16 protein-coding genes are annotated in these 19065 nt (G+C 63.4%); 3 read left to right on the forward strand and 13 right to left on the reverse strand.

Translation table 11 applies throughout. From position 1 onward, the window contains the following. Nucleotides 1-66: 66 nt before the first annotated feature. Complete coding sequence (locus V1475_RS14970) at nucleotides 67-906, reverse strand: fumarylacetoacetate hydrolase family protein (protein WP_479413394.1); 840 nt, start codon at nucleotides 904-906, stop codon at nucleotides 67-69. Between the two features lie 160 nt (nucleotides 907-1066). Between V1475_RS14970 and V1475_RS14975 the strand changes: the two genes are divergently transcribed. Next, nucleotides 1067-2284, forward strand: coding sequence for an MFS transporter (locus tag V1475_RS14975; protein ID WP_434287018.1), 1218 nt, complete (start codon nucleotides 1067-1069; stop codon nucleotides 2282-2284). A gap of 13 nt (nucleotides 2285-2297) precedes the next feature. Here the strand turns inward: V1475_RS14975 and V1475_RS14980 are convergent, their stop codons facing one another. The 4 genes from V1475_RS14980 to V1475_RS14995 form a co-directional block, all read right to left on the reverse strand. Further along, a complete protein-coding gene (locus V1475_RS14980) occupies nucleotides 2298-2786 on the reverse strand; it encodes an RrF2 family transcriptional regulator (RefSeq protein ID WP_479413395.1) in 489 nt (162 codons plus the stop codon). A gap of 95 nt (nucleotides 2787-2881) precedes the next feature. After that, on the reverse strand, nucleotides 2882-3976 hold the full coding sequence (locus V1475_RS14985) for a hypothetical protein (protein WP_479413396.1): 1095 nt from the start codon (nucleotides 3974-3976) through the stop codon (nucleotides 2882-2884). Beyond that, the gene (locus V1475_RS14990; protein ID WP_434287016.1) at nucleotides 3976-4692 is read right to left on the reverse strand and encodes an RlmE family RNA methyltransferase; all 717 of its coding nucleotides are present in this window, start codon (nucleotides 4690-4692) and stop codon (nucleotides 3976-3978) included. The genes V1475_RS14985 and V1475_RS14990 overlap by 1 nt, the downstream gene beginning before the upstream one ends. A gap of 125 nt (nucleotides 4693-4817) precedes the next feature. Beyond that, on the reverse strand, nucleotides 4818-5702 hold the full coding sequence (locus V1475_RS14995; RefSeq protein ID WP_479413397.1) for an NAD(P)-dependent oxidoreductase: 885 nt from the start codon (nucleotides 5700-5702) through the stop codon (nucleotides 4818-4820). Between the two features lie 103 nt (nucleotides 5703-5805). On the opposite strand from V1475_RS14995, the gene V1475_RS15000 reads away from it, so the two are divergent. Both V1475_RS15000 and V1475_RS15005 read left to right on the forward strand, forming a co-directional pair. Then, entirely contained in the window at nucleotides 5806-8265 is a 2460-nt protein-coding gene (locus V1475_RS15000) for a penicillin acylase family protein (protein ID WP_479413398.1), read from the forward strand. Beyond that, nucleotides 8262-8819 (forward strand): sugar O-acetyltransferase, encoded by a 558-nt coding sequence (locus tag V1475_RS15005; RefSeq protein WP_479413399.1) that lies wholly within the window; start codon nucleotides 8262-8264, stop codon nucleotides 8817-8819. The genes V1475_RS15000 and V1475_RS15005 overlap by 4 nt, the downstream gene beginning before the upstream one ends. Before the next feature lie 64 nt (nucleotides 8820-8883). Here the strand turns inward: V1475_RS15005 and V1475_RS15010 are convergent, their stop codons facing one another. The 8 genes from V1475_RS15010 to V1475_RS15045 all read right to left on the reverse strand — a co-directional run bounded on the left by V1475_RS15010 (nucleotide 8884) and on the right by V1475_RS15045 (nucleotide 19036). Beyond that, the gene (locus V1475_RS15010) at nucleotides 8884-9762 is read right to left on the reverse strand and encodes an outer membrane beta-barrel protein (RefSeq protein ID WP_479413400.1); all 879 of its coding nucleotides are present in this window, start codon (nucleotides 9760-9762) and stop codon (nucleotides 8884-8886) included. Nucleotides 9763-9961: 199 nt separating this feature from the next. After that, nucleotides 9962-10357: a hypothetical protein gene (locus V1475_RS15015; protein ID WP_479413401.1), complete on the reverse strand. Its 396-nt coding sequence runs from the start codon at nucleotides 10355-10357 to the stop codon at nucleotides 9962-9964. A gap of 1 nt (nucleotide 10358) precedes the next feature. Continuing rightward, complete coding sequence (hflX, locus tag V1475_RS15020) at nucleotides 10359-11654, reverse strand: GTPase HflX (protein ID WP_434287010.1); 1296 nt, start codon at nucleotides 11652-11654, stop codon at nucleotides 10359-10361. Nucleotides 11655-11783: 129 nt separating this feature from the next. Further along, a complete protein-coding gene (gene hfq, locus V1475_RS15025) occupies nucleotides 11784-12020 on the reverse strand; it encodes an RNA chaperone Hfq (RefSeq protein ID WP_066603845.1) in 237 nt (78 codons plus the stop codon). A 187-nt stretch (nucleotides 12021-12207) separates the two neighbouring features. After that, nucleotides 12208-13746, reverse strand: a complete 1539-nt coding sequence (locus tag V1475_RS15030) for a TrkH family potassium uptake protein (protein ID WP_479413402.1) — start codon at nucleotides 13744-13746, stop codon at nucleotides 12208-12210. Nucleotides 13747-13759: 13 nt separating this feature from the next. Continuing rightward, the gene (trkA, locus tag V1475_RS15035; protein ID WP_434287008.1) at nucleotides 13760-15136 is read right to left on the reverse strand and encodes a Trk system potassium transporter TrkA; all 1377 of its coding nucleotides are present in this window, start codon (nucleotides 15134-15136) and stop codon (nucleotides 13760-13762) included. 201 nt (nucleotides 15137-15337) lie between these two features. After that, a complete protein-coding gene (ntrX, locus tag V1475_RS15040) occupies nucleotides 15338-16738 on the reverse strand; it encodes a nitrogen assimilation response regulator NtrX (RefSeq protein WP_479413403.1) in 1401 nt (466 codons plus the stop codon). 21 nt (nucleotides 16739-16759) lie between these two features. Next, nucleotides 16760-19036, reverse strand: coding sequence for a sensor histidine kinase NtrY-like (locus tag V1475_RS15045; RefSeq protein ID WP_479413404.1), 2277 nt, complete (start codon nucleotides 19034-19036; stop codon nucleotides 16760-16762). Nucleotides 19037-19065: the final 29 nt, after the last annotated feature.

Consider the following 19065-nt stretch of genomic DNA (forward strand, 5'->3'; position numbering starts at 1 on the left):
CTTTCTCAGATCCGACCGCTTTTCAAAGGCCCCCAACGGGGGCCTTTTCTATGGCGTGACACACCCTCAGTCGTCCGCCTCGCAGAGCTGTCGCTGTTCGCCCAGCCCCTCGATGCCAAGCCGCACCTCATCCCCCGCGCGCAGGAAGCGTGGCGGGGTCATGCCCATACCGACACCCGCAGGCGTGCCGGTCGAGATGATATCGCCGGGACGCAGCGTGAAGAACTGCGACAGATACGAGATCAGGAACGCCGGTTTGAAGACCATCGTCGCCGTGGACCCCTCTTGCATCCGCTCACCGTTGACATCGAGCCACATCCTGAGCGCGTCCGCATCCTCGATCTCATCCGGGGTCACGAGCCACGGCCCCACCGGCCCGAAATTGTCCGAGGACTTGCCCTTGGACCATTGTCCCGCACGCTCCAACTGATAGCTGCGCTCCGACACATCGTTGATCAGGCAATAGCCCGCCAGATGATCGAGCGCGTCCTCTTCCGCGACATATTTCGCGGGCTTGCCGATCACCAGACCAAGCTCGACCTCCCAATCGACCTTTTGCGCGCCGCGAGGGATCAGGATCGGATCGTTCGGACCGCAGATCGCCGAGGTGTATTTCGCAAAGATCACCGGCTCCTCCGGCAGCGCCATGCCGCTTTCGGCGGCGTGATCGGCGTAATTGAGCCCGATGCAGATGAACTTGCCGACACCGCCGACACAGGGGCCATAGCGCACCTCCTCGCTCACCAGCGGCAACGCATCGAGATCCAGCCGGGTAATTTCGCCCAGCCGCGCAAGCTGATCTCCCGCGATGTCGTGAATGTGATCCGACAGGTCCCGAAGCCGCCCCTTGCCATCGATCACTCCGGGTTTCTCCGCCCCCGCCTCGCCAAAACGCACCAGTTTCATAATTTCTCTCCCTTTGCTTTCCTCTTTCATGCCCGGTCCCGGCCCACATGTTAAGCCGCAATCCTCGCCCCCTCCGTCTTGTGCTCGCTTTCCCGCTCCGCCGCTCTTGTCACGCCCCGGCAAATCGCGAATGTAAGGACGCAATCAGCCCGGAGCGCCCATGTCCACCGCCAGAGCCCGCCACGCCATTCTCGCCCTGTCCATCGGCACCCTGTTCTTCCTGTTCGAATTCGTCGCCCGCATCTCGCCCTCCACGGCAACGGCGGCGATCACCCGCGATCTCGGGCTGTCAAGCGCCGCGCTCGGGGTGTTTTCCTCGCTGTTCTTCTGGGTCTATGCGCCGATGCAGATCGTCGTCGGACTGTTGCTCGACCGCTGGGGCGCGCGGCGGTTCGTCGTTCCTGCGATTGCCCTTTGTGCCGGTGGCATCGCGCTTGTCGGCGCTGCCCCCAATGTCGAGATCGCCGGGATCGGGCGGCTGATGACCGGGTTCGGGGCCTCTTTCGCCTTCGTCGGTGCGCTCTACGCGGTCAACCACTGGTTCGCCCCGGCGCGCTTTGCGCTCTTGTCCGGCCTCGTCAACGCGGTCGGCATGCTCGGCACCGCGATCGGCGTGGTCTGGCTGACGGCACTGACCGAAACCGCCGGATGGCGACCGAGTTTTCTCGGCATCGGCGCAGTCGGCGCCGGGCTTTTCCTCCTCGCCCTGCTGTTCTACCGCGATGCGCCTTCTGCGGGCGACACGGAAACCCATGCCAACCCTCTGGGTCCGCTGCGCCAGATTGTCAGAAGCCCGCAGGTCTGGTTGATCTCCCTCGTCGGCGCTCTGATCTACATGCCGATCAACGTCTATGGCGGACTTTGGGGCAACGCGGAACTGACCACCGATCACGCGCTGTCTTCCGTGTCTGCGGAAACCGCCGTCTCCATGGTGTTCTGGGGCATGGCGGCTGGCTCGGTGCTCTGGGGCGCCGTCTCCGACGCCCTGGGCCATCGCAAATGGATCGTCTTCGGCGGTGCCGTGGCCGCCACGCTCGCCTGGTCCGCCGTCATTTTCACCACCACCGACAGCGTCTGGCTCCTGTCCGCAGCCCTGTTTCTGGGCGGGCTGTTCTGCGGCGCGCAGATGCTCACCTTCGCCATGGCCAAGGAAGGTCAGGACCAGAGCACGGTCGGCACAGTCACCGCTTTCGTCAACATGATCGGCATCGGCGCGGCTCTGGTGTTCCAACCCCTCGTCGGATGGCTGCTCGACCGCACAGGCGGCGATCACGCGCTGGCGCTCGCCTCCGTGCCGGTCTGTCTTGCCGTGGCCGCCCTTCTGGTCCTCACCCTGCGCGAACCCGACCAGCCGCACCTGCACCGCAGGCGGCACTAGCGGCCTGCTGGCCTCAGTTCATCCGGCGCAACTCCATACAGCCGCCCTCGGGCATCATCATGTCCGGCTGCGGCAGGGATAAAAGCGCATTGAGCCCGGCGTTGTCCACAACCAGATCCTGCAATGTCATCTCGTCGAGCACGCCGTAAAACGCTTCAAGCGCCGCATTGAGCGCAACCCGCAACCGACAAACCGCATGCAGCGGACAGGTGTTGCCCCCTTCCGTGAAACATTCGGCGAAGGGCACCCCCGCCTCGAAATGCCGCATCACCTCGCCCAGCGAAATCCGGTCCGGCGTGCGCGCCAGAACGATCCCGCCCGCGCGCCCGCGCGTGGTCTCGATATAGCCCCCCGCCGCCAACAGATGCACCACCTGCGCCAGATGGTTCTCCGAGGCGTTCGCCGCCTTGGCAATGCCCGCACGGCGGATCATATGGCCCTCGTTCACGGCGCAGGCCATCAACACACGCATGGCCAAATTGGTTCGGATCGTCAGACGCATCTGCGGTTCTTGCTCCATTTAGAATGACACAAATTCAAATCAGATTAGAGCGCGCTCTGCCCCCGCGACGTTGATCTGTGTCAGAAAGGTATATCTCAAACTGAGAAATAAGTCCCGTCGAATGGCACTTCAAGCGATCCTCCGCCAAGCCCCTCGACCGTCAGCCGGTCCACGCCGACGTGCATCCCCGCCACGCCACGCCAGCCCGACGGCTGTTTCAGCACCGCGATGGCATGGCGCAGGGTGATCCGCCCCTCCGCTCGAAGCGCAAAGGCAGTCACCACCCCTTCACGCGCCACCGCATTGTCGCCAAGCGCCGCACGATGCCCCTCCGCCCCCGCCGCACAGCCATCCTCGATGCCAAGAACCCCGTCATGCCGCCCGTCCCAGGGCGCATAGTCCCGCCCGCCATTCGAGATCCAGAGCATGGTGACCGGCATCACCCGACTGTCCTTCAACACCACGACAATGTCACCCGCCGCGGCCCGCGACACGGCGGTCCAGCCGATCCCTACGGTGTCCGCCTCAATCAGCGTGACGAAATCCTCATGCCCGGTTTTGCCCGACCCGGTTTCGCCCGGCCCGCTCCCCCGCGGATAGCGCGTCAGATCGACCGTGCCGCCATCTGCACCGGGAAACCGCGTCAGCTCCTCGCTACGGGTGTTTGCCGCCAAAATATGCGCCGTCTCCAGCGGCGCGTTGCTCACCGCCGCGCGTTTCGGCGAATAGGCGATGCGATCGCCGGGCGAGACCCGGAACATCGGATGATGCGCAAAGGTCAGCCCGCCCTCGCCGCCTGCGATCACATGGCGCTGATAGAGCACCGGGTGGCCGTCGCAAAACCGCAGCTCCTTGGTGATCTTCGCTCCCATCACCTCGCGTTCGAGCGCCAGCTTCATCACCGCGCAGGCCCCATCCTCGGCCCGCACCACCGGATGCCAGCGTGAATTCGCGCTCCAGCCATGCGGTGGATCGCTCACCAGATCGGATGTGCCGAAGGGGGCCGCGAGAAAATCCCCCGCCAGATGCGCGTCGATCACAGAGCCCGCAGCCTCAGCCGCAGGCGTGCCGACCCAATGCGCGGTATGAAAAATCTCGCGCCCGTCGACCGTAAAACGCCGGATATTGCCGACCTCCGGGTCGAACGCCAGATCGAGCGGCCCCGCCCGAAGACGCAGCCAACGCTCCATCAGCCCCGGAATCCCGTGGCGACCACGAATTTCTCGGAACTGTCAGACCGCGAGGCAGGCGGCTTCATGTTCACCACCTTCTCGAATTTCTGCTTCAGAATGCCCTGCAACTCGCCCTCAGCGCCCCCCGCCAGCACTTTCGCCACAAAGGTCCCGCCCGGCGTCAAGACGTCAAACGCCAGATAAGCCGCGGCCTCGCACAGCGCGATGATCCGAAGGTGATCGGTCTGCTTGTGGCCCGATGAGGCCGCCGCCATGTCGGACATCACCACATCGGCCTCGCCGCCGAGCCACTCTTTCACCTGCTCGTCCGCGTCATCGGACATGAAATCGAGCTGATAGGTCTGAGCCCCCGCAATCGGCTCGACCTCCTGCAAATCGACGCCCAACACGGTGCCGATCTTCTTGCCGCTCTTCTCGCCAAGCGCATTCACCCGCTTGACGGCCACCTGACACCAGCCCCCCGGCGCACAGCCGAGATCGACCACCCGCGCGCCCGGCACGAGAAAGCGGAACTTGTCGTCAAGCTCAAGAATCTTGAACGCCGCGCGCCCGCGATAGCCCTCGAGCTTGGCGCGCTTCACGTAAGGATCGTTGAGCTGACGCTCCAGCCAACGGGTCGACGACAGCTTGCGCCCGCGCGCAGACTTCACCTTCACCCGCAAATCGCGCGCGCCGCGCCCGGATGAGTTGCCAGAAGATTTCTTGTCGGCCATCGCTCAGAGTCCTTTTGATCGAAAGGCCTTATAACAGCAACGCCGCCCCTTGGGAAAGGCCTTCCGATTTGAGTATTTTCACAGCAAAGGAAACCCGGTTGCGTCTCCTTTGCTGCCCCAAATACTCACTTGAACGCTTTGAGCCGCGCCATCAGCGAGGAGGTGTCCCAACGCCCGCCGCCCATGCTCTGGACGTCCTTGTAGAACTGATCCACGAGGGCCGTGACCGGCATCGGCGTGCCGGTTTCCTCGCCCGCCTCCAGACAGATCGCCAGATCCTTGCGCATCCAGTCGACCGCGAAGCCGTGCTCGTACTCGCCCGCGAGCATGGTCTTGTGGCGGTTCACCATCTGCCACGATCCGGCCGCGCCGCCCGCGATCACCTCGACCAGCGCTTCGCCATCGAGACCGGAGTTTTCCGCCAGCAAAAGCGCTTCGGAGAGGCCCTGCACCAGCCCGGCGATACAGATCTGGTTGCACATTTTGGCGGTCTGACCCATGCCGACCGCGCCCAACCGTTTCACCGTGCGACCATAGGCGGCCATGATCGGTTCGGCCTTGGCGTAATCCTCTTCCGCGCCGCCGCACATCACCGAGAGCACGCCGTTTTCCGCCCCGGCCTGACCGCCCGAGACCGGCGCATCGACATAGCCGATGCCCTTCTCGGTGGCGACGGCGGCCAGTTCACGGGTCACTTTCGCCGAAACCGTCGTATGATCGACGAACACCGATCCCGCGCTCATCCCCGCGAAAGCCCCGTCCGGGCCGAGGCACACAGTCCGCAGATCGTCATCGTTGCCGACACAGGCCATCACAAAGTCAGCCCCCTCTACCGCCTCGCGCGGTGTGGCGGCGAATCCGCCTTTGTGCGCCGCTGCCCAAGCTTCGGCCTTGGCCGTGGTCCGGTTGTAGACCGTGACGTCATGGCCTTTGGCTTTGAGATGCCCCGCCATCGGGTAGCCCATGACTCCCAATCCCAAGAATGTGACCTTCGCCCCAGATTGAAGCATGCTTTTCCCTCTCCGCCGGATGTGATTTAACGGCGCATACGGTAGCCGCTCGCGGCCCGGCGTCAACATCCATTCGCGCACATCCGATAGGTCTGCCCCGCCCATGGTCCGCACTTTCTCTCTTCTGCTGAAACTCGTTTCAGCCCTCGTCCTTCTGACCGTCCTCGGCATCTGGCTGACCTATTGGCTCGCCGCGCGCTCGCTTCCGGATTACAATGCCGATTACGAGGTGCCGGGGATTTCCGCTCCGGTCGAGATCGCCCGCGACAACGCCAATGTGCCGCATATTTTCGGCACGACCGATGCGGATGTCTATTACGGGCTGGGCTTTGCCCATGCCCAGGACCGGCTGTTCCAGATGATGCTCCTGCGCCGAACAGCCCAAGGCAAGCTCTCGGAAATGTTCGGAGAACGCACCTTCAAGACCGACGAGCTGATGCGGCGGCTGGGGATTTACGAGGCGGCACAGGCCTCCGCCCGGGTCCAGAGCCCCGAGGCCATGGCCGCGCTCGAAGCCTATGCCCGTGGCGTCAACGCCTGGATCGCCGAGGTCAACGAGGGCGCGCGCGGCCGCGGTGCGCCGGAGTTCTTTCTCTTCCCGAGCGAGATCGCCTATTGGCAGCCCGCCGATTCCATCGCGATCCTCAAACTCGTGGCTTTCCAGCTTTCCGATCAGATCCCGAACGAGGTGCTGCGGGCGCAGGCTTCGCTCTTGCTGCCGCAGGAACGTCTGCGCGACCTGATGCCCGACGCCCCCGGCACCGGAACCGCCCTTCTGCCCTCCTATGCCGCGCTCTTCCCAGAGGCCACACCCGGCAAACAGCCCTCCGGCATCGAATACGCCATGTCGCCCTTCCCGAAACCGGGTCTTGCGGGCGCCTCCAACGTCTGGGCCGCCGCCCCCGGGCGCTCGACAACCGGCTCGACGCTTCTGGCCAACGATCCGCATCTCGGGTTTTCCGCCCCCGGCGCGTGGTATCTGGCGCGGCTCGAACTTTCGAGCGGCGGCGTGATCGGCGCCTCCGTGCCGGGCATTCCCGCCATCGTCTCCGGGCGGCGCGAGGATTTCGGCTGGGGCATCACTGCGGCCTATGTCGATGACGCCGATCTCTATATCGAGAAACTCAACCCGGACAATGCCAGCGAAGTTCTCACGCCCGACGGCTTCAAACCGATGCGCACGCGGCCTTCCATTGTCCAGATCAAGGATGCCGCACCGGTCACGCTCACGCTGCAATGGACCGAAAACGGCCCGGTCCTGCCCGCAACTGCCTTTGACGTCGACACCATCACACCGCCGGGCCATGTGGTCTCCGCCGCCTGGACCGCGCTGGTTTCCGACGACCGCTCCATGTCCGCCGTGGTGGCGCTCAATCACGCCCACACCCTGACCGAGGCGATGCAGGCGGCGCGCGATTTCGCGGCCCCGGCGCTCAACCTCGTCATCGCCGACCCCGACCGGGTGCAGATGAAGGTGATCGGACGTGCGCCTCTGCGCGACGCAGCGCATCAGTCGCAGGGTCGCATCCCCTCGCCGGGCTGGATCGAGACCAACCGCTGGCAGGGCTGGCGCGATTTCGACGATCTGCCGCTGTTCACCGGCGGCGAGACCGGCATTGTCGGCAACACCAACAACAAGACCGTGGAAGCCCCCTTCCCCGAACATCTGTCCTATCACTGGGGCGACACCCAGCGGGTGCAGCGCTGGACCCGGCTGATGCAATCGCGCGAGGTGCACACCCGCGACAGTTTCATCGAGGTGCAGAACGACATCGTCTCTCCCGCCGCGCGCACGCTTTTGCCGCTTGTTGGCGCGGACCTGTGGTTCACCGGCGAGGCCGCGCCCGAGGGCACGCCCGAACGTCAGCGCCAGCGCGCTCTGGAGCTTCTGGCCGAATGGAATGGCGAGATGAGCGAGCACCTGCCGGAACCGCTGATTTACTACGCCTGGATGCGGGCGCTTCAGGACCGTCTCATCCGCGACGACATCGGGCCGCTGGCGCGCGCGTTCACCCATGTCGATCCCTTGTTCATCGAACGCGTCTATCGCGATATCGACGGGGCCTCTGCGTGGTGCGACGTGATCCAGTCCGCGCCGGTCGAGACCTGCACCGACATCGCGCGGCAATCGCTCGACGATGCGCTGTTGTGGATCGGGGAGCATTATTCGACCAACCTTGAGAGCCTGCGCTGGGGCGACGCGCATATGGCGCAGCACGATCACCCTGTGCTGGGCAATGTGCCCTTCCTCAAATGGGTGGTGAACATCCGGCAATCGACCTCCGGCGGCGACAACACACTGATGCGCGGCGTCACCTCCGGCGATCCCGCCGATCCTTTCGCCAACGTCCATGGTGCAGCCTATCGCGGCGTCTACGATTTCGCCGATCCCGACAGTTCGGTCTTCATCACCGCCACCGGCCAGTCCGGCCATCCCTTGAGCCGTCACTACGACGATCTGGGCGAACTGTGGCGGCGCGGCGAATATGTACCGATGAGCCTCGACCCGGAACTCGCGCGCGCCGCGGGAGTTGGCATCACCCATCTGGTGCCGGAGGAATGACCTCTGAGCTGGACAAAATGCGCGCGGGCGCGTGGTATCACAGCCTCGATCCCGAGATCGACGCGATCCGCACAAAGGTCTTCGACGCGGTGCACCGGCACAACATGGCCCTGCCGTCCGAGCGCGGCAACATTCACCCGGCCCTGCGCGCGGTGATCGCCGCCGCGCCGGAAAGCGCCCGGATCGAGGGTCAGTTTCACCTCCTGTATGGCGAGAACCTGTTTCTCGGCGAAGAAGCGTTTCTCAACGTCGGCTGCGTCGTGCTCGACAGCGGTCGGGTCGAGATCGGTGCGCGCACGATGATCGGACCGCAGGTGCAGATCTACTGCGCCGATCACCACCGCGATCCGGTGCTGCGCGGCCAGTTGATCGAACGCGCCCTGCCCGTCACCATCGGCCAAGACGTCTGGATCGGCGGCGGGGCGATCGTCCTGCCCGGCGTCACCATCGGAGATCGTGCGATCATCGGCGCGGGAGCCGTGGTGACGAAGGATGTCCCCGCCGACAGCCGTGTCGTCGGCAATCCGGCGCGCATCAGTTCCCCACACAGCTGACATAAAAGAAACCCCGCGCGAAAAACGCGCGGGGCCTTTGTCATCAGATCCGAAGCGGATCAGATCAATCGTGGTACGGCGCCCAGGAGGTCGCGAGGAAGGCCGTTTCCGGCGTCCCCAGCATGCCGGAACGCACGGTTTCCGACAGACCTTTGCCGCCGAAGTAGTAGCGCAGACCCAGCGAGAACTCGGTGCTCTCGATGTCGTTGTTGTCGCCCTTCGCTTCGGTCGTCATGTAAGCGATTTCATAGGTGACCGCGAGCGGTTTGGAGCTGAACGCGGTTTCACCACCGATGGCGTAACGGTTGAACGTACCGTCCTCGTCGCTGTCTTCATAGCCTTCGGATTCGGCGTATTGCAGGTCGAGGTAGAGGCTGGTGCTGGCGTTCAGGTCATAGACACCGCCGAGACGCGCAACATAACCGTTGTTCATGCCGCCCCAGTCGGAGTCGTTGTAACCCGGATTCTCGGTCGCGACGAGCTGACCGTACAGCGCGACTTTCGGCGACAGATCGAACACGCCTTCGAGACCGTACATGGTGTAATCCATGCTCTCGGTGTCGTAGCCATCTTCTTTCTGATCGATCATGCCATAGGCGAAAAGACCACCTACGGTGAATTTCGGCGACAGGTCATAGAGGTAGTGCAGCGCGATCTCGCCGCCTTTTTCCGGGCCGTAGTAGCTCCCAAAAGCGTCGTCGACGTCGAAGCCGGTGTAGAACCCGTCGATCACGACATGGCTTTTCGCACCGAAGGACAGGCGCGTGCCAGCGTCGATGGTCACACGACCACCATCGTAATCGTAGGGATCACCCGGATCACGGGCATCGACGCCCGTGTAGCTCAGACCGACATAGGACATGTCCGGCTGAAATGCATAAGCGGATGTTGCGCAAAGAAGTGCTGCACCAAACGTGAGCAGCGTCGTTTGAGACCGTTTCATGGGACCCCCCTCGTTATAAAACCATCTGATCAACCATACATGACGTAGCGTCACAAAGCTGCGACAAAATGCTGATCGACAGACAATCGTTAAAAACTGTGTGCGAAAAATCACGCTACCGCGAAACGGTACTCTGGCCGGTCCGAAATCGCAGCTGAAAAGGAACGTCGACCGATCATGTCACCAAGGATGCGAGGCGTCAGGCCTCGCCCTTAAGCTCTTCCTTGTAAACGACAAAGGCCGCGCCCTTTTGCGCCGCGGTCTGCGCGGCACGGTCGAGCGCCTTGTCCTTGAACCGCTGTTTCTGACCGGTGATGTCCCCAGCCTTTTTCAACGTGATCCCGGACCAGCCCGTCACCTCAAGCCCTTTGATCCCCTTGCCTCTGGCGTGTTTCGACTCGGAGGCGACCATGAACACCATGATCGCGTGGCGCGCGCCCATCCGCAGACCGGTTTTCGCACCGGCCGTGGCTTCGAACAGCATCATGAAAAGGTGCGGCCTCTTCGCCGCCGTCGCCGGGGCGGTTTTCGGCGCGGTCGCTTTCGCTTTGGTTTTCGCCTTAGAGGCTTTCGTGCTGGTTGTTTCGGCGCTCATCTCACATCTCCCGGAATTGCTTTTCCTGCCGCGGCGTCCACAGCACCTTGAGCTGATACCCCTCTTCGACCATCTCCTCGGAAAGAACAACCCCTTCCTCGAAAAGCCACGCCCGCTTGCGCCCTTGGGCGTAGGGCAGGATCATGTCGCGCTCGATCTTTTCCTCTTCGAAAAACGCGGAGATCGCCGACAAAAGCTCCGGCACGCCCTCGCCCGTCACCGCCGAGATCGCAAAGATATTCTCCTCATGCGCCGCGCGCTCCATCCGCGCCGCACGCGCCTCGTCGTCCAGCAGGTCGATCTTGTTCCAGACCTCGAACATCGGCGCATCGTCCTTGATCCCGAGATCGCGCAGGATTTTCAACACGTCGTCGCGCTGATTGTCCGTCTCCTCGGAGGCGATGTCGCGCACATGCAGGATCAGATCGGCGTCCAGCACCTCTTCCAGCGTCGCCCGGAAGGCCGCCACAAGCTGGGTCGGCAGTTTCGAGATGAACCCCACCGTGTCCGACAGAATGATCTCCCGGTCGCCGCCATGGGCGTTCTCGATCACAAGCTGGCGCATGGTCGGGTCGAGCGTCGCGAAAAGCATGTCTTTGGCGAACACATCCGCGCCCGTGACCGTGTTGAAAAACGTCGACTTTCCGGCGTTGGTATAGCCCACAAGCGCCACGATCGGGAACGGGATTTTGGCGCGGGACGCGCGGTGCAGCTCGCGGGTTTTGACGACCTTCTCCAACTGACGGCGCAGGCGCGTCAGCTGTTCGTCGATGGCGCGGCGGTCGGCCTCGATCTGGGTCTCGCCGGGGCCGCCGACAAAGCCCAACCCACCGCGTTGCCGCTCAAGGTGGGTCCAGGCGCGCACCAGACGCGTGCGCTGATAGGTAAGGGCCGCCATCTCGACCTGCAACACGCCTTCTCGGGTCCGGGCGCGGTCGGAGAAAATCTCCAAAATCAATCCGGTGCGGTCCAGAAGTTTGACCTTCCATTCCTTCTCCAGGTTGCGCTGCTGCACCGGCGTCACCGGTCCGTCGACCAACACCAACTCCACCTCGGCGAGCTTCATCCGCTGTTTCAGTTCCTCGATCTTGCCGGTGCCAAAGAGATGGCCGGGCTGGATCTTCGGCAGGCGCACGATCTCGGAGCCGACCACCTCCAGTTCGGGCAAGGCGTCGGCCAGAGCCACGGCTTCTTCCAGCCCCGCGACAGGATCGCGGCGAGTGCGGTCGGATGTAATGTCGGGATGAAGCACCCAGGCGCGGGTTTTCTTCACCTCATGGTCATGCAGTTCGGCCAAATGCCGCTCCTTCAAACGTGCAGGGTGATCCTGCAAATCAACGCGCGAACGCACCCGCCGATCCATCCGGCAGGTGCGCGTCACCTAAGTGTTGTCAGACGGATTGCAAGCCCTGTCGCGCGGTCGCGATCAGGCTTCTTCGCCGTCGTAGAGGTTGATCGGCTGGGCCGGCATGATCGTCGAGATCGCGTGTTTGTACACGAGCTGCGACTGGCCGTCGCGGCGCAAGAGGACGCAGAAATTGTCGAACCATGTGATCACACCCTGAAGTTTCACCCCGTTGATCAGAAAGATCGTCACGGGAACTTTGGTCTTGCGAACATGGTTGAGGAAAGCGTCCTGGAGGTTCTGTTTGTCGGCGGCCATGATCTTTGCCTTTTTCTTGCGCTTTTGATGCGAACTGTCCCTCGGGCGACAGCACTTGAGGCTGAGTTCGCCGGAGATTCCACCGAATGTCAAGATAAGGCGCTGATTTTCAGGAGCTTGTTTTCAACACGACGCAAATTTGCGTCACATCCGCAGGGTGATGGCGCTAACGATTTTCGTGAAATCCTCAGCGCCGCCAGAATTCCGGATTGAGAAGTGCGATGATCGCCAGCATCTCCAGTCGCCCGAGCACCATGGTCGCCGCCAGAATGAGCTTCTCCGCGTCGCCCAATGTGGCATAGCTCAGCGGCACATCGCCCGCCACCTGCACCAGCGGCCCGGTGGTGGTGAGCGCCGAAATGGTGAAAATCGTCGCGGCCTCGAAATCGAGCCCATAGAGCGACAGGAGCATCATCACGGCGGCGATGGTGAAGGCGAAGACCATGAAATAGACCCATGCCACATAGGCCCCTTCGCGCCGGATGCGCCGGGCATTGGCCCCCGCGCCACCGACCGAGTTCGGCGAAATCAGCTTCTCGATCTCACGCTCGCCATGACGCACCAGCGCATAGAGCCGGATCAGCTTCACGCCCCCCGCCGTGGTCGCCACCCCGCCGCCGAAAATCGCCAGCCCCATCAGCAGCACACCGGGCGCCTGAAGCCCCGACCAGAGCCGCGCCTCTTCCCAGCCCAGAGATTCGAACCCCGCCGTCGACAGAAAGGACAGCACCATGAACACGCCCCCCCAGAGCGAGGACAGAGCCCGCCCCAACGTCCAGTCGCCCGACACTTCGAGAACCGCCACCCAATGGCGCAGGAACAGAAACAGAGGCACGGTGACGATCAGTGCCAGCGCGATCTTCATCTCCGGATCGCGCCACAGAGGCGGCGCGTCGAGCCGCGGCTGATCGGCGGTGAAGGTCTTGCGCGACAGCGCCAGGAACAGGAAGGCAAAGACCAGAAGCTCGCCCATGAACCCGCCCCCCGCATGGGTCAACCCGCCCACCGGCGAAATGCCCGAGGTCGCCATCACCGACATCGCATGGCAAAGCGCCACATAGGAGTTGGACCCGATCATGGCCAAAGCGAACCACAGCGCCAACGTCAGCCCGAGATAGATCGGAAACAGCTTCGAGGTGAATTTCGCCATCCGCTCGGGGGCGGCGGCAATGCGGGTGATCTGGCTCGCCCGCGTCTCCGCCTGCCCCGGCTGGCGCGAGGAAATGACCTCGAAGCCGCCAAGGTTCAGCGGCGCCAGAACCGCCACCGCCGTCACCCAGGCAAAGAGCCCGCCGAGCCACCCCACCAGCGCCGTCCAGAGATGCACCGGCTTGGTCAACCGTGCCGGGTCGTCGAACAGCGTCGCCCCCGTGGTGGTGAGCGCCGAGACCATCTCGAAGTAGGAGTTGAAATAGGTGGTGTCCTTGGTCGCCTCGGAAAACGGCACGGCAAGGATCAGCGGCAAAAGCGTATAGGCCCCCAAAAGGGTCAAAAGCTGATTGCGCCCCTCCCGGTCGCGCCCGACGCTCGCATCCGCCCCCTCGGGGCGATACCGCGCGATGGCGATGAACAGCGCCAGAGAGGAAAACAAGACGCTGGCGTAGACGAAGGCCCGCGCATCGTCCCATTCCCGCAGCACAAGCGCATAGATCGCCGGCACCATCATGGCGGCGCCGGAGACCAGCATGAGCTGGACGAAAAAGGGCATGCGCGAAAAGCGGTTCATCGGGCGCCGTTCATCAGAAATAGTCGATCGAGACCTGCAACAGGCGTTCGACCTCGGGGACGTCGGCGGCAAGCGAGAAAATGGTGATCACATCCCCCTCGTCGATACGGGTCTCCCCCATCGGCTTGACGTATTTGTCGCCTTTGGTCAGCGCGCCGACAAGCACCCCTTCCGGAAAATCAATGTCGCGAATACGCTTGCCGGAGATCGGCGAGGTCGAGAGCACCTGCGCCTCGATCACCTCCGCCTCGCTGTCGCCCACCGAATAGACGTTGCGCACCCGTCCATGGCGGATGTGGCGCAGGATCGAGGACACGGTCGTCGCCCGCGGGTTGATATAGGCGTCGATGTCGAGCGCATTGAGGATCGGCACAAGCGTCGGATCGTTGATCAGAACGATGGTCATTTTCGCCCCGGCGGTCTTCGCCCGCACGGCGGCCAGCATGTTGACCTTGTCGTCATCCGTCACGCAAAGCACCGCATCGGCGCGGTTCACCCCGGCTTCGGACAAAAGCTCCGGGTCAAGCCCGTCACCGTTCAAAACGATGGTCCGCTCCAGCGCATCCGCCGCCTTCTCGGCGATCTTGCGGTTCTTCTCGATGATCTTGGCGCGCACCCGCTCGGTCCGCGCCTCCAGCGCCTGCGCCACCCCAAGACCCACGTTGCCACCGCCGAGGATCACCACACGCTCCTGTTTCGCGTTGGTCTTGCCGAAAATCTCCAGCGTCCGGGTGATGTCGTCGGAATGCGCGAACACGTAAATCTCGTCGCGGGCGAAAAGCTGATCCTTCGGCTCCGGGGCAAACAGCCGCCCGTCGCGGCGCACGCCCACCACGGTGGCCCGCAAGGTCGAGAACAGCTCGGTCAGCTCGCGCAAAGAGGTGTTGAGCACCGGGCATTCCTCTTCGAGCAGGATGCCCATAAGCTGCACCCGCCCCGCCAGAAACGCCTGCGTGTCAAAGGCCGCAGGGGCCGCCAGACGCCGAAGCGCGGCCTCGGCCACCTCCTTCTCCGGCGAAATCACCACGTCGATCGGCAAGTGATCGCGGCGGTAGAGATCGGAATAGATCGCCGTCAGATAGGACTGAGACCGAAGGCGCGCGATCTTGCGCGGCACGTTGAACACGGAATGCGCCACCTGACAGGTGACCATGTTCACCTCGTCGGAATAGGTCGCGGCAATCACCATGTCGGCGTCACGCGCGCCCGCCTTTTCCAACACATCCGGGTAGGAGGCAAAGCCCTCGATCCCCTGCACGTCGAGCGTGTCGGTGGCGCGGCGCACCAGCGCCGGATTGTTGTCCACGACCGTCACGTCGTTCTTCTCGACGGAGAGCTGCTTGGCGATCTGCCAGCCGACCTGACCCGCGCCGCAAATGATGACCTTCATCGCATCATCCCTGTTTCAGGGCCGTCCGTGAAACTCACGTCGCGCCCTTGCCATGTCACGCCCTGCGCCGGACCCGGTCCGGTGCGCGCAGGGCTTTCGCTTCGCCACAGGCTTGGCACGGAATATCAGGGGCGTCAACGCACCCGCATGCCGCCCGGGCCTCCGGGTGCCGTTGCGTCACCCGATACCGCCCGTCCCCGCTCAGTCGGTTTCCTCGACATAGGCCATCCGACCGCCCTGTTTGTTGCCGGTCACCACGCCCAGCGACTTGAGCTTGCGGTGCAGTGCCGAACGCTCCATGCCCACGAATGTCGCGGTGCGGGAGATATTGCCGCCAAACCGGTTGATCTGGGTCAGAAGGTATTCGCGTTCGAACACCTCGCGTGCCTCCCGAAGCGGCAGGGTCGCAATCGCCGGCGACAGCATCGCCCGCCCGTCGTCCTCGCGCACCCCATCCTCGCTCGGCAACTCCTCCGCCTCGATCAGCCCGGTGCTGTCGCCAAGGATCAACACCCGTTCGATGACGTTCTTGAGCTGGCGCACGTTGCCCGGCCAGGTCATCGTTTGCAGCATCGCCGCCGCATCTTCCGACAGATCGCGCAGCGGCAAGCCCTGTTCGCGGTTCAGCTTCTCGATGAAATACCGCGCCAGTTCGGGGATGTCCTCCCGGCGTTTTTCGAGCGCAGGCACCTCGATCGGCACCACGTTCAGCCGGTGATACAGTTCTTCGCGGAACCGCCCCGCCTCGATCTCCGCCAGAAGATCGCGCGAGGTCGAGGACACGACCCGCAGATCGACCGAGACCTTGGCGCTGCCGCCCACGCGGGTAAACCGCTGATCGACCAGAACCCGCAGGATCTTCGACTGGGTGCCCAGCGGCATGTCGGCGACCTCGTCGAAATAGATCATGCCGCCATTGGCCTCCTCGAGAAGCCCCTTCTCGACGCCCCGCTCCGGGGTTTCGCGACCGAACAGCACCTCTTCCATCCGGTCCGGCTCGATGGTCGCGGAGGACACGGTGACAAACGGCGCCTCGCGCCGCTCGGAGCCCGCGTGGATGAATCGCGCCGCCACTTCCTTGCCGACCCCCGCACCGCCCGTCAGCATCACCCGGCCGTTGGATTTCGTCACCTTCTCCAGGTTGCTCTTGAGCTGCTTGAACGCCGCCGAGACGCCGATCATCTCAAGCTCACCCGAGCCCGAGCGCTTGAGCGTGGCATTCTCCCGGCGCAGGCGCGAGGTCTCCATGGCGCGCGTGATCACCACCATGAGCTGGTCGATGTTGAACGGTTTCTCGATGAAATCGTAAGCACCCTGTTTGATCGCCGCGACGGCGATTTCGATATTCCCGTGGCCGGAAATGATGATGATCGGCACTTCCGGGTGCTCGCGCTTGACATGTTTCAGGATGTCGATCCCGTCCATGTCGCTGTCCTTCAGCCAAATGTCGAGGATCATCAGCGCCGGCACGCCCGCATCGATTTCCTTCAGACATTCGTCCGAATTCGCGGCCAGCCGCGTCTCAAAGCCCTCATCCTGCAAAATATCCCCGATCAGCTCACGAATATCGCGCTCATCGTCGACGATCAGAATATCAGACATCATTCACTCCAGACTTCATCTTTACACCGCAAGCTCTTGTTTTTCTTCAACACGATCATCGCCTGCAACAGCGATGCGAATGGTCGCACAGGCCCCGATCCGGCCCGTGTCATCCAGAGGCGCCCCGTCGGTCAGCGTCAGCGTCCCGCCGTGCTCCTCGATGATCTTCTTGACGATCGGCAGGCCCAGCCCGGTGCCTTTTTCCCGCGTCGTCACATAGGGTTCGAAAAGCCGCGAACGATCCTCCGGCAGGCCGATGCCGTTGTCCGTCACCGTGATCACCGCCTCCTGATCGTCGCATTGCATGGCCACGAGAATGCGCGGCTCATAGCCTTGAGGAATTCCACATTCCTCAAGACTTTCAATAGCCTCCCCGGCATTCTTAATCAAATTCGTGAGCGCCTGTCCGATCATCGTCGCATCCACCTCAGCCAAGGCCGTGGCCGGTTCGATCCGCGCCGTGATCCGGACATTCGGCTGGGCATTCTGCTGCAACAGCACTGCGCCCTTCACCAGTTCGACAAGGTCATGCTCCCGCCGCTCCGGGCTTGGCATCCGGGCGAATTTCGAGAACTCATCGACGATCCGGCGCAGATCGCCGGTCTGGCGCACGATGACCTGAGTGTATTGTTCGAGATCCGCCCGCGCCTCCTCGTCGAGCCCGCGACCGAATTTGCGCAGGATGCGTTCGGCGGACAATTGAATGGGCGTCAACGGGTTCTTGATCTCATGCGCGATGCGTCGCGCCACATCGCCCCAGGCGGCCAGACGCTGCGCGCTCACAAGGTCGGTCACATCGTCGAAGGCCACCACATAGCCCTCAAGCGCGCCCTCGACATCGCGCCGGGTGGCGATCCGCACGAGCAAACTTTCCTGCGCACCGGAGCGGATCAGCCGCAACTCCTCCTGCGCCACCTCGCGTTTCTGGCTGCGCAACAGGTCGAAGAGCGGACCGAATTCCGGCACGACAACGGCCAGCGCCTCGCCGGTCACATCCCGCTCACCGAGGTTCAAAAGCGCCTGCGCCGAACGGTTCAAAAGCGTCACGCGGCCCTCCGCATCCAGCCCCACGACCCCCGCCGTCACCGAGGAGAGCACGGAATCGAACAACCGGCGGCGATGCTCGATCTGGGCGTTGCGCTCCAGTAATTCGTCGCGCTGCACCTTCACCTGCCCGGTCATCTGGTTGAACACCCGACCGAGCGTCGCGATCTCGTCCTGCCCTTCTTCCTCGGGCACGCGCACCGAAAGATCGCCCTCGCCCACCCTCTGCGCCGCGCCCGCGAGCCGCCCGATCGGCCGCGCCAGCCGTTCGGCGAACCACAGGCCGAGCCAAGTCGCCGCCAGAATGAGGATGATCGCAAAGCCGATGTACAAAAGCCCGAATTCGAACAGCAACCGCCCGCGCTCGCTTTCCAACTGGTTGTAAAGCGCAATGCTGTCCTGTGTCTCATCCAGAAGGTTGAGGATTTTCCCGTCCACATCGCGGGTCACGTAAAGATAGCGGTCGGAGAAGGCCGCAAGGCGCTGAAGTGCGCGGCTCTCGTTGCTGTCCCAGTCGTCGATCAGCACAAGCTCGCCGCTTTCCGCCCGCGCCCGCTCCGCCTCCGTCGGTTTCTCGTAATTGAACAGATAGGAGCGCTCGCCCCGCGCCTTGATCTCGCCTGCACGGTCGATGACATAGGCCTCACGCAGCCCGCGCTGGATAAGCCCCTGCCCCTGATTGAGCACCTGCCGCAAATCGCCGTCCGAGAGGATCGTCACATTGCGGCGCCGGTCGATGATGAAATTCGCCAGCGCCCGCGTGTCCTCGGCCAGACCGTCGCGATGTTCCGTCTCATAGGCCTTCGCCGCTTCCAGAGACGAGCCCACCACATTGCGCACACGGTCGGAGAACCAGCCCTCAAGGCCGAAATTCACCGTCACCACGGCAAACACCGCCACCATGACGGTCGGAATGAGCGCCAAAAGCACGAAAGCGCCGGAGAGGCGCAGGTGCAGCCGCGAGCCTTCGGAATGCGCCCGGCGCGCCGCGATCACACTGGCGATGCGCTGCGCCACCAGCCCCGCGACGACGATGATATAGACCACATCGGCCAGAAGCACGCCACGCAACACCGACGAGGCCGGACCATGATCCAGCGGCCCCAGAACGAGGAAGGTGAGCACCGCCAGAAGCGGCCCCATGACAAACACGGCGATGGTCGCAATGTTCTGCAACCGGCGTTGCCGCCGAAGCCGCATCAGCCTGTGCCAACTTTGCCGACCGATTCTTTGTGCCACGGGCTTTTGCGCCATGGACCGCACCCTCGTACTGCTCAAAACCA

Source organism: Celeribacter sp. SCSIO 80838 (genome assembly GCF_056498065.1).

Coding starts and splice junctions, on each gene's coding strand:
- V1475_RS14970 (WP_479413394.1), bottom strand. CDS start 906: ATGAAACTGGTGCGTTTTGGCGAGGCGGGGGCGGAGAAACCCGGAGTG.
- V1475_RS14975 (WP_434287018.1), top strand. CDS start 1,067: ATGTCCACCGCCAGAGCCCGCCACGCCATTCTCGCCCTGTCCATCGGC.
- V1475_RS14980 (WP_479413395.1), bottom strand. CDS start 2,786: ATGCGTCTGACGATCCGAACCAATTTGGCCATGCGTGTGTTGATGGCC.
- V1475_RS14985 (WP_479413396.1), bottom strand. CDS start 3,976: ATGGAGCGTTGGCTGCGTCTTCGGGCGGGGCCGCTCGATCTGGCGTTC.
- V1475_RS14990 (WP_434287016.1), bottom strand. CDS start 4,692: ATGGCCGACAAGAAATCTTCTGGCAACTCATCCGGGCGCGGCGCGCGC.
- V1475_RS14995 (WP_479413397.1), bottom strand. CDS start 5,702: ATGCTTCAATCTGGGGCGAAGGTCACATTCTTGGGATTGGGAGTCATG.
- V1475_RS15000 (WP_479413398.1), top strand. CDS start 5,806: ATGGTCCGCACTTTCTCTCTTCTGCTGAAACTCGTTTCAGCCCTCGTC.
- V1475_RS15005 (WP_479413399.1), top strand. CDS start 8,262: ATGACCTCTGAGCTGGACAAAATGCGCGCGGGCGCGTGGTATCACAGC.
- V1475_RS15010 (WP_479413400.1), bottom strand. CDS start 9,762: ATGAAACGGTCTCAAACGACGCTGCTCACGTTTGGTGCAGCACTTCTT.
- V1475_RS15015 (WP_479413401.1), bottom strand. CDS start 10,357: ATGAGCGCCGAAACAACCAGCACGAAAGCCTCTAAGGCGAAAACCAAA.
- hfq (WP_066603845.1), bottom strand. CDS start 12,020: ATGGCCGCCGACAAACAGAACCTCCAGGACGCTTTCCTCAACCATGTT.
- V1475_RS15030 (WP_479413402.1), bottom strand. CDS start 13,746: ATGAACCGCTTTTCGCGCATGCCCTTTTTCGTCCAGCTCATGCTGGTC.
- trkA (WP_434287008.1), bottom strand. CDS start 15,136: ATGAAGGTCATCATTTGCGGCGCGGGTCAGGTCGGCTGGCAGATCGCC.
- ntrX (WP_479413403.1), bottom strand. CDS start 16,738: ATGTCTGATATTCTGATCGTCGACGATGAGCGCGATATTCGTGAGCTG.
- V1475_RS15045 (WP_479413404.1), bottom strand. CDS start 19,036: ATGGCGCAAAAGCCCGTGGCACAAAGAATCGGTCGGCAAAGTTGGCAC.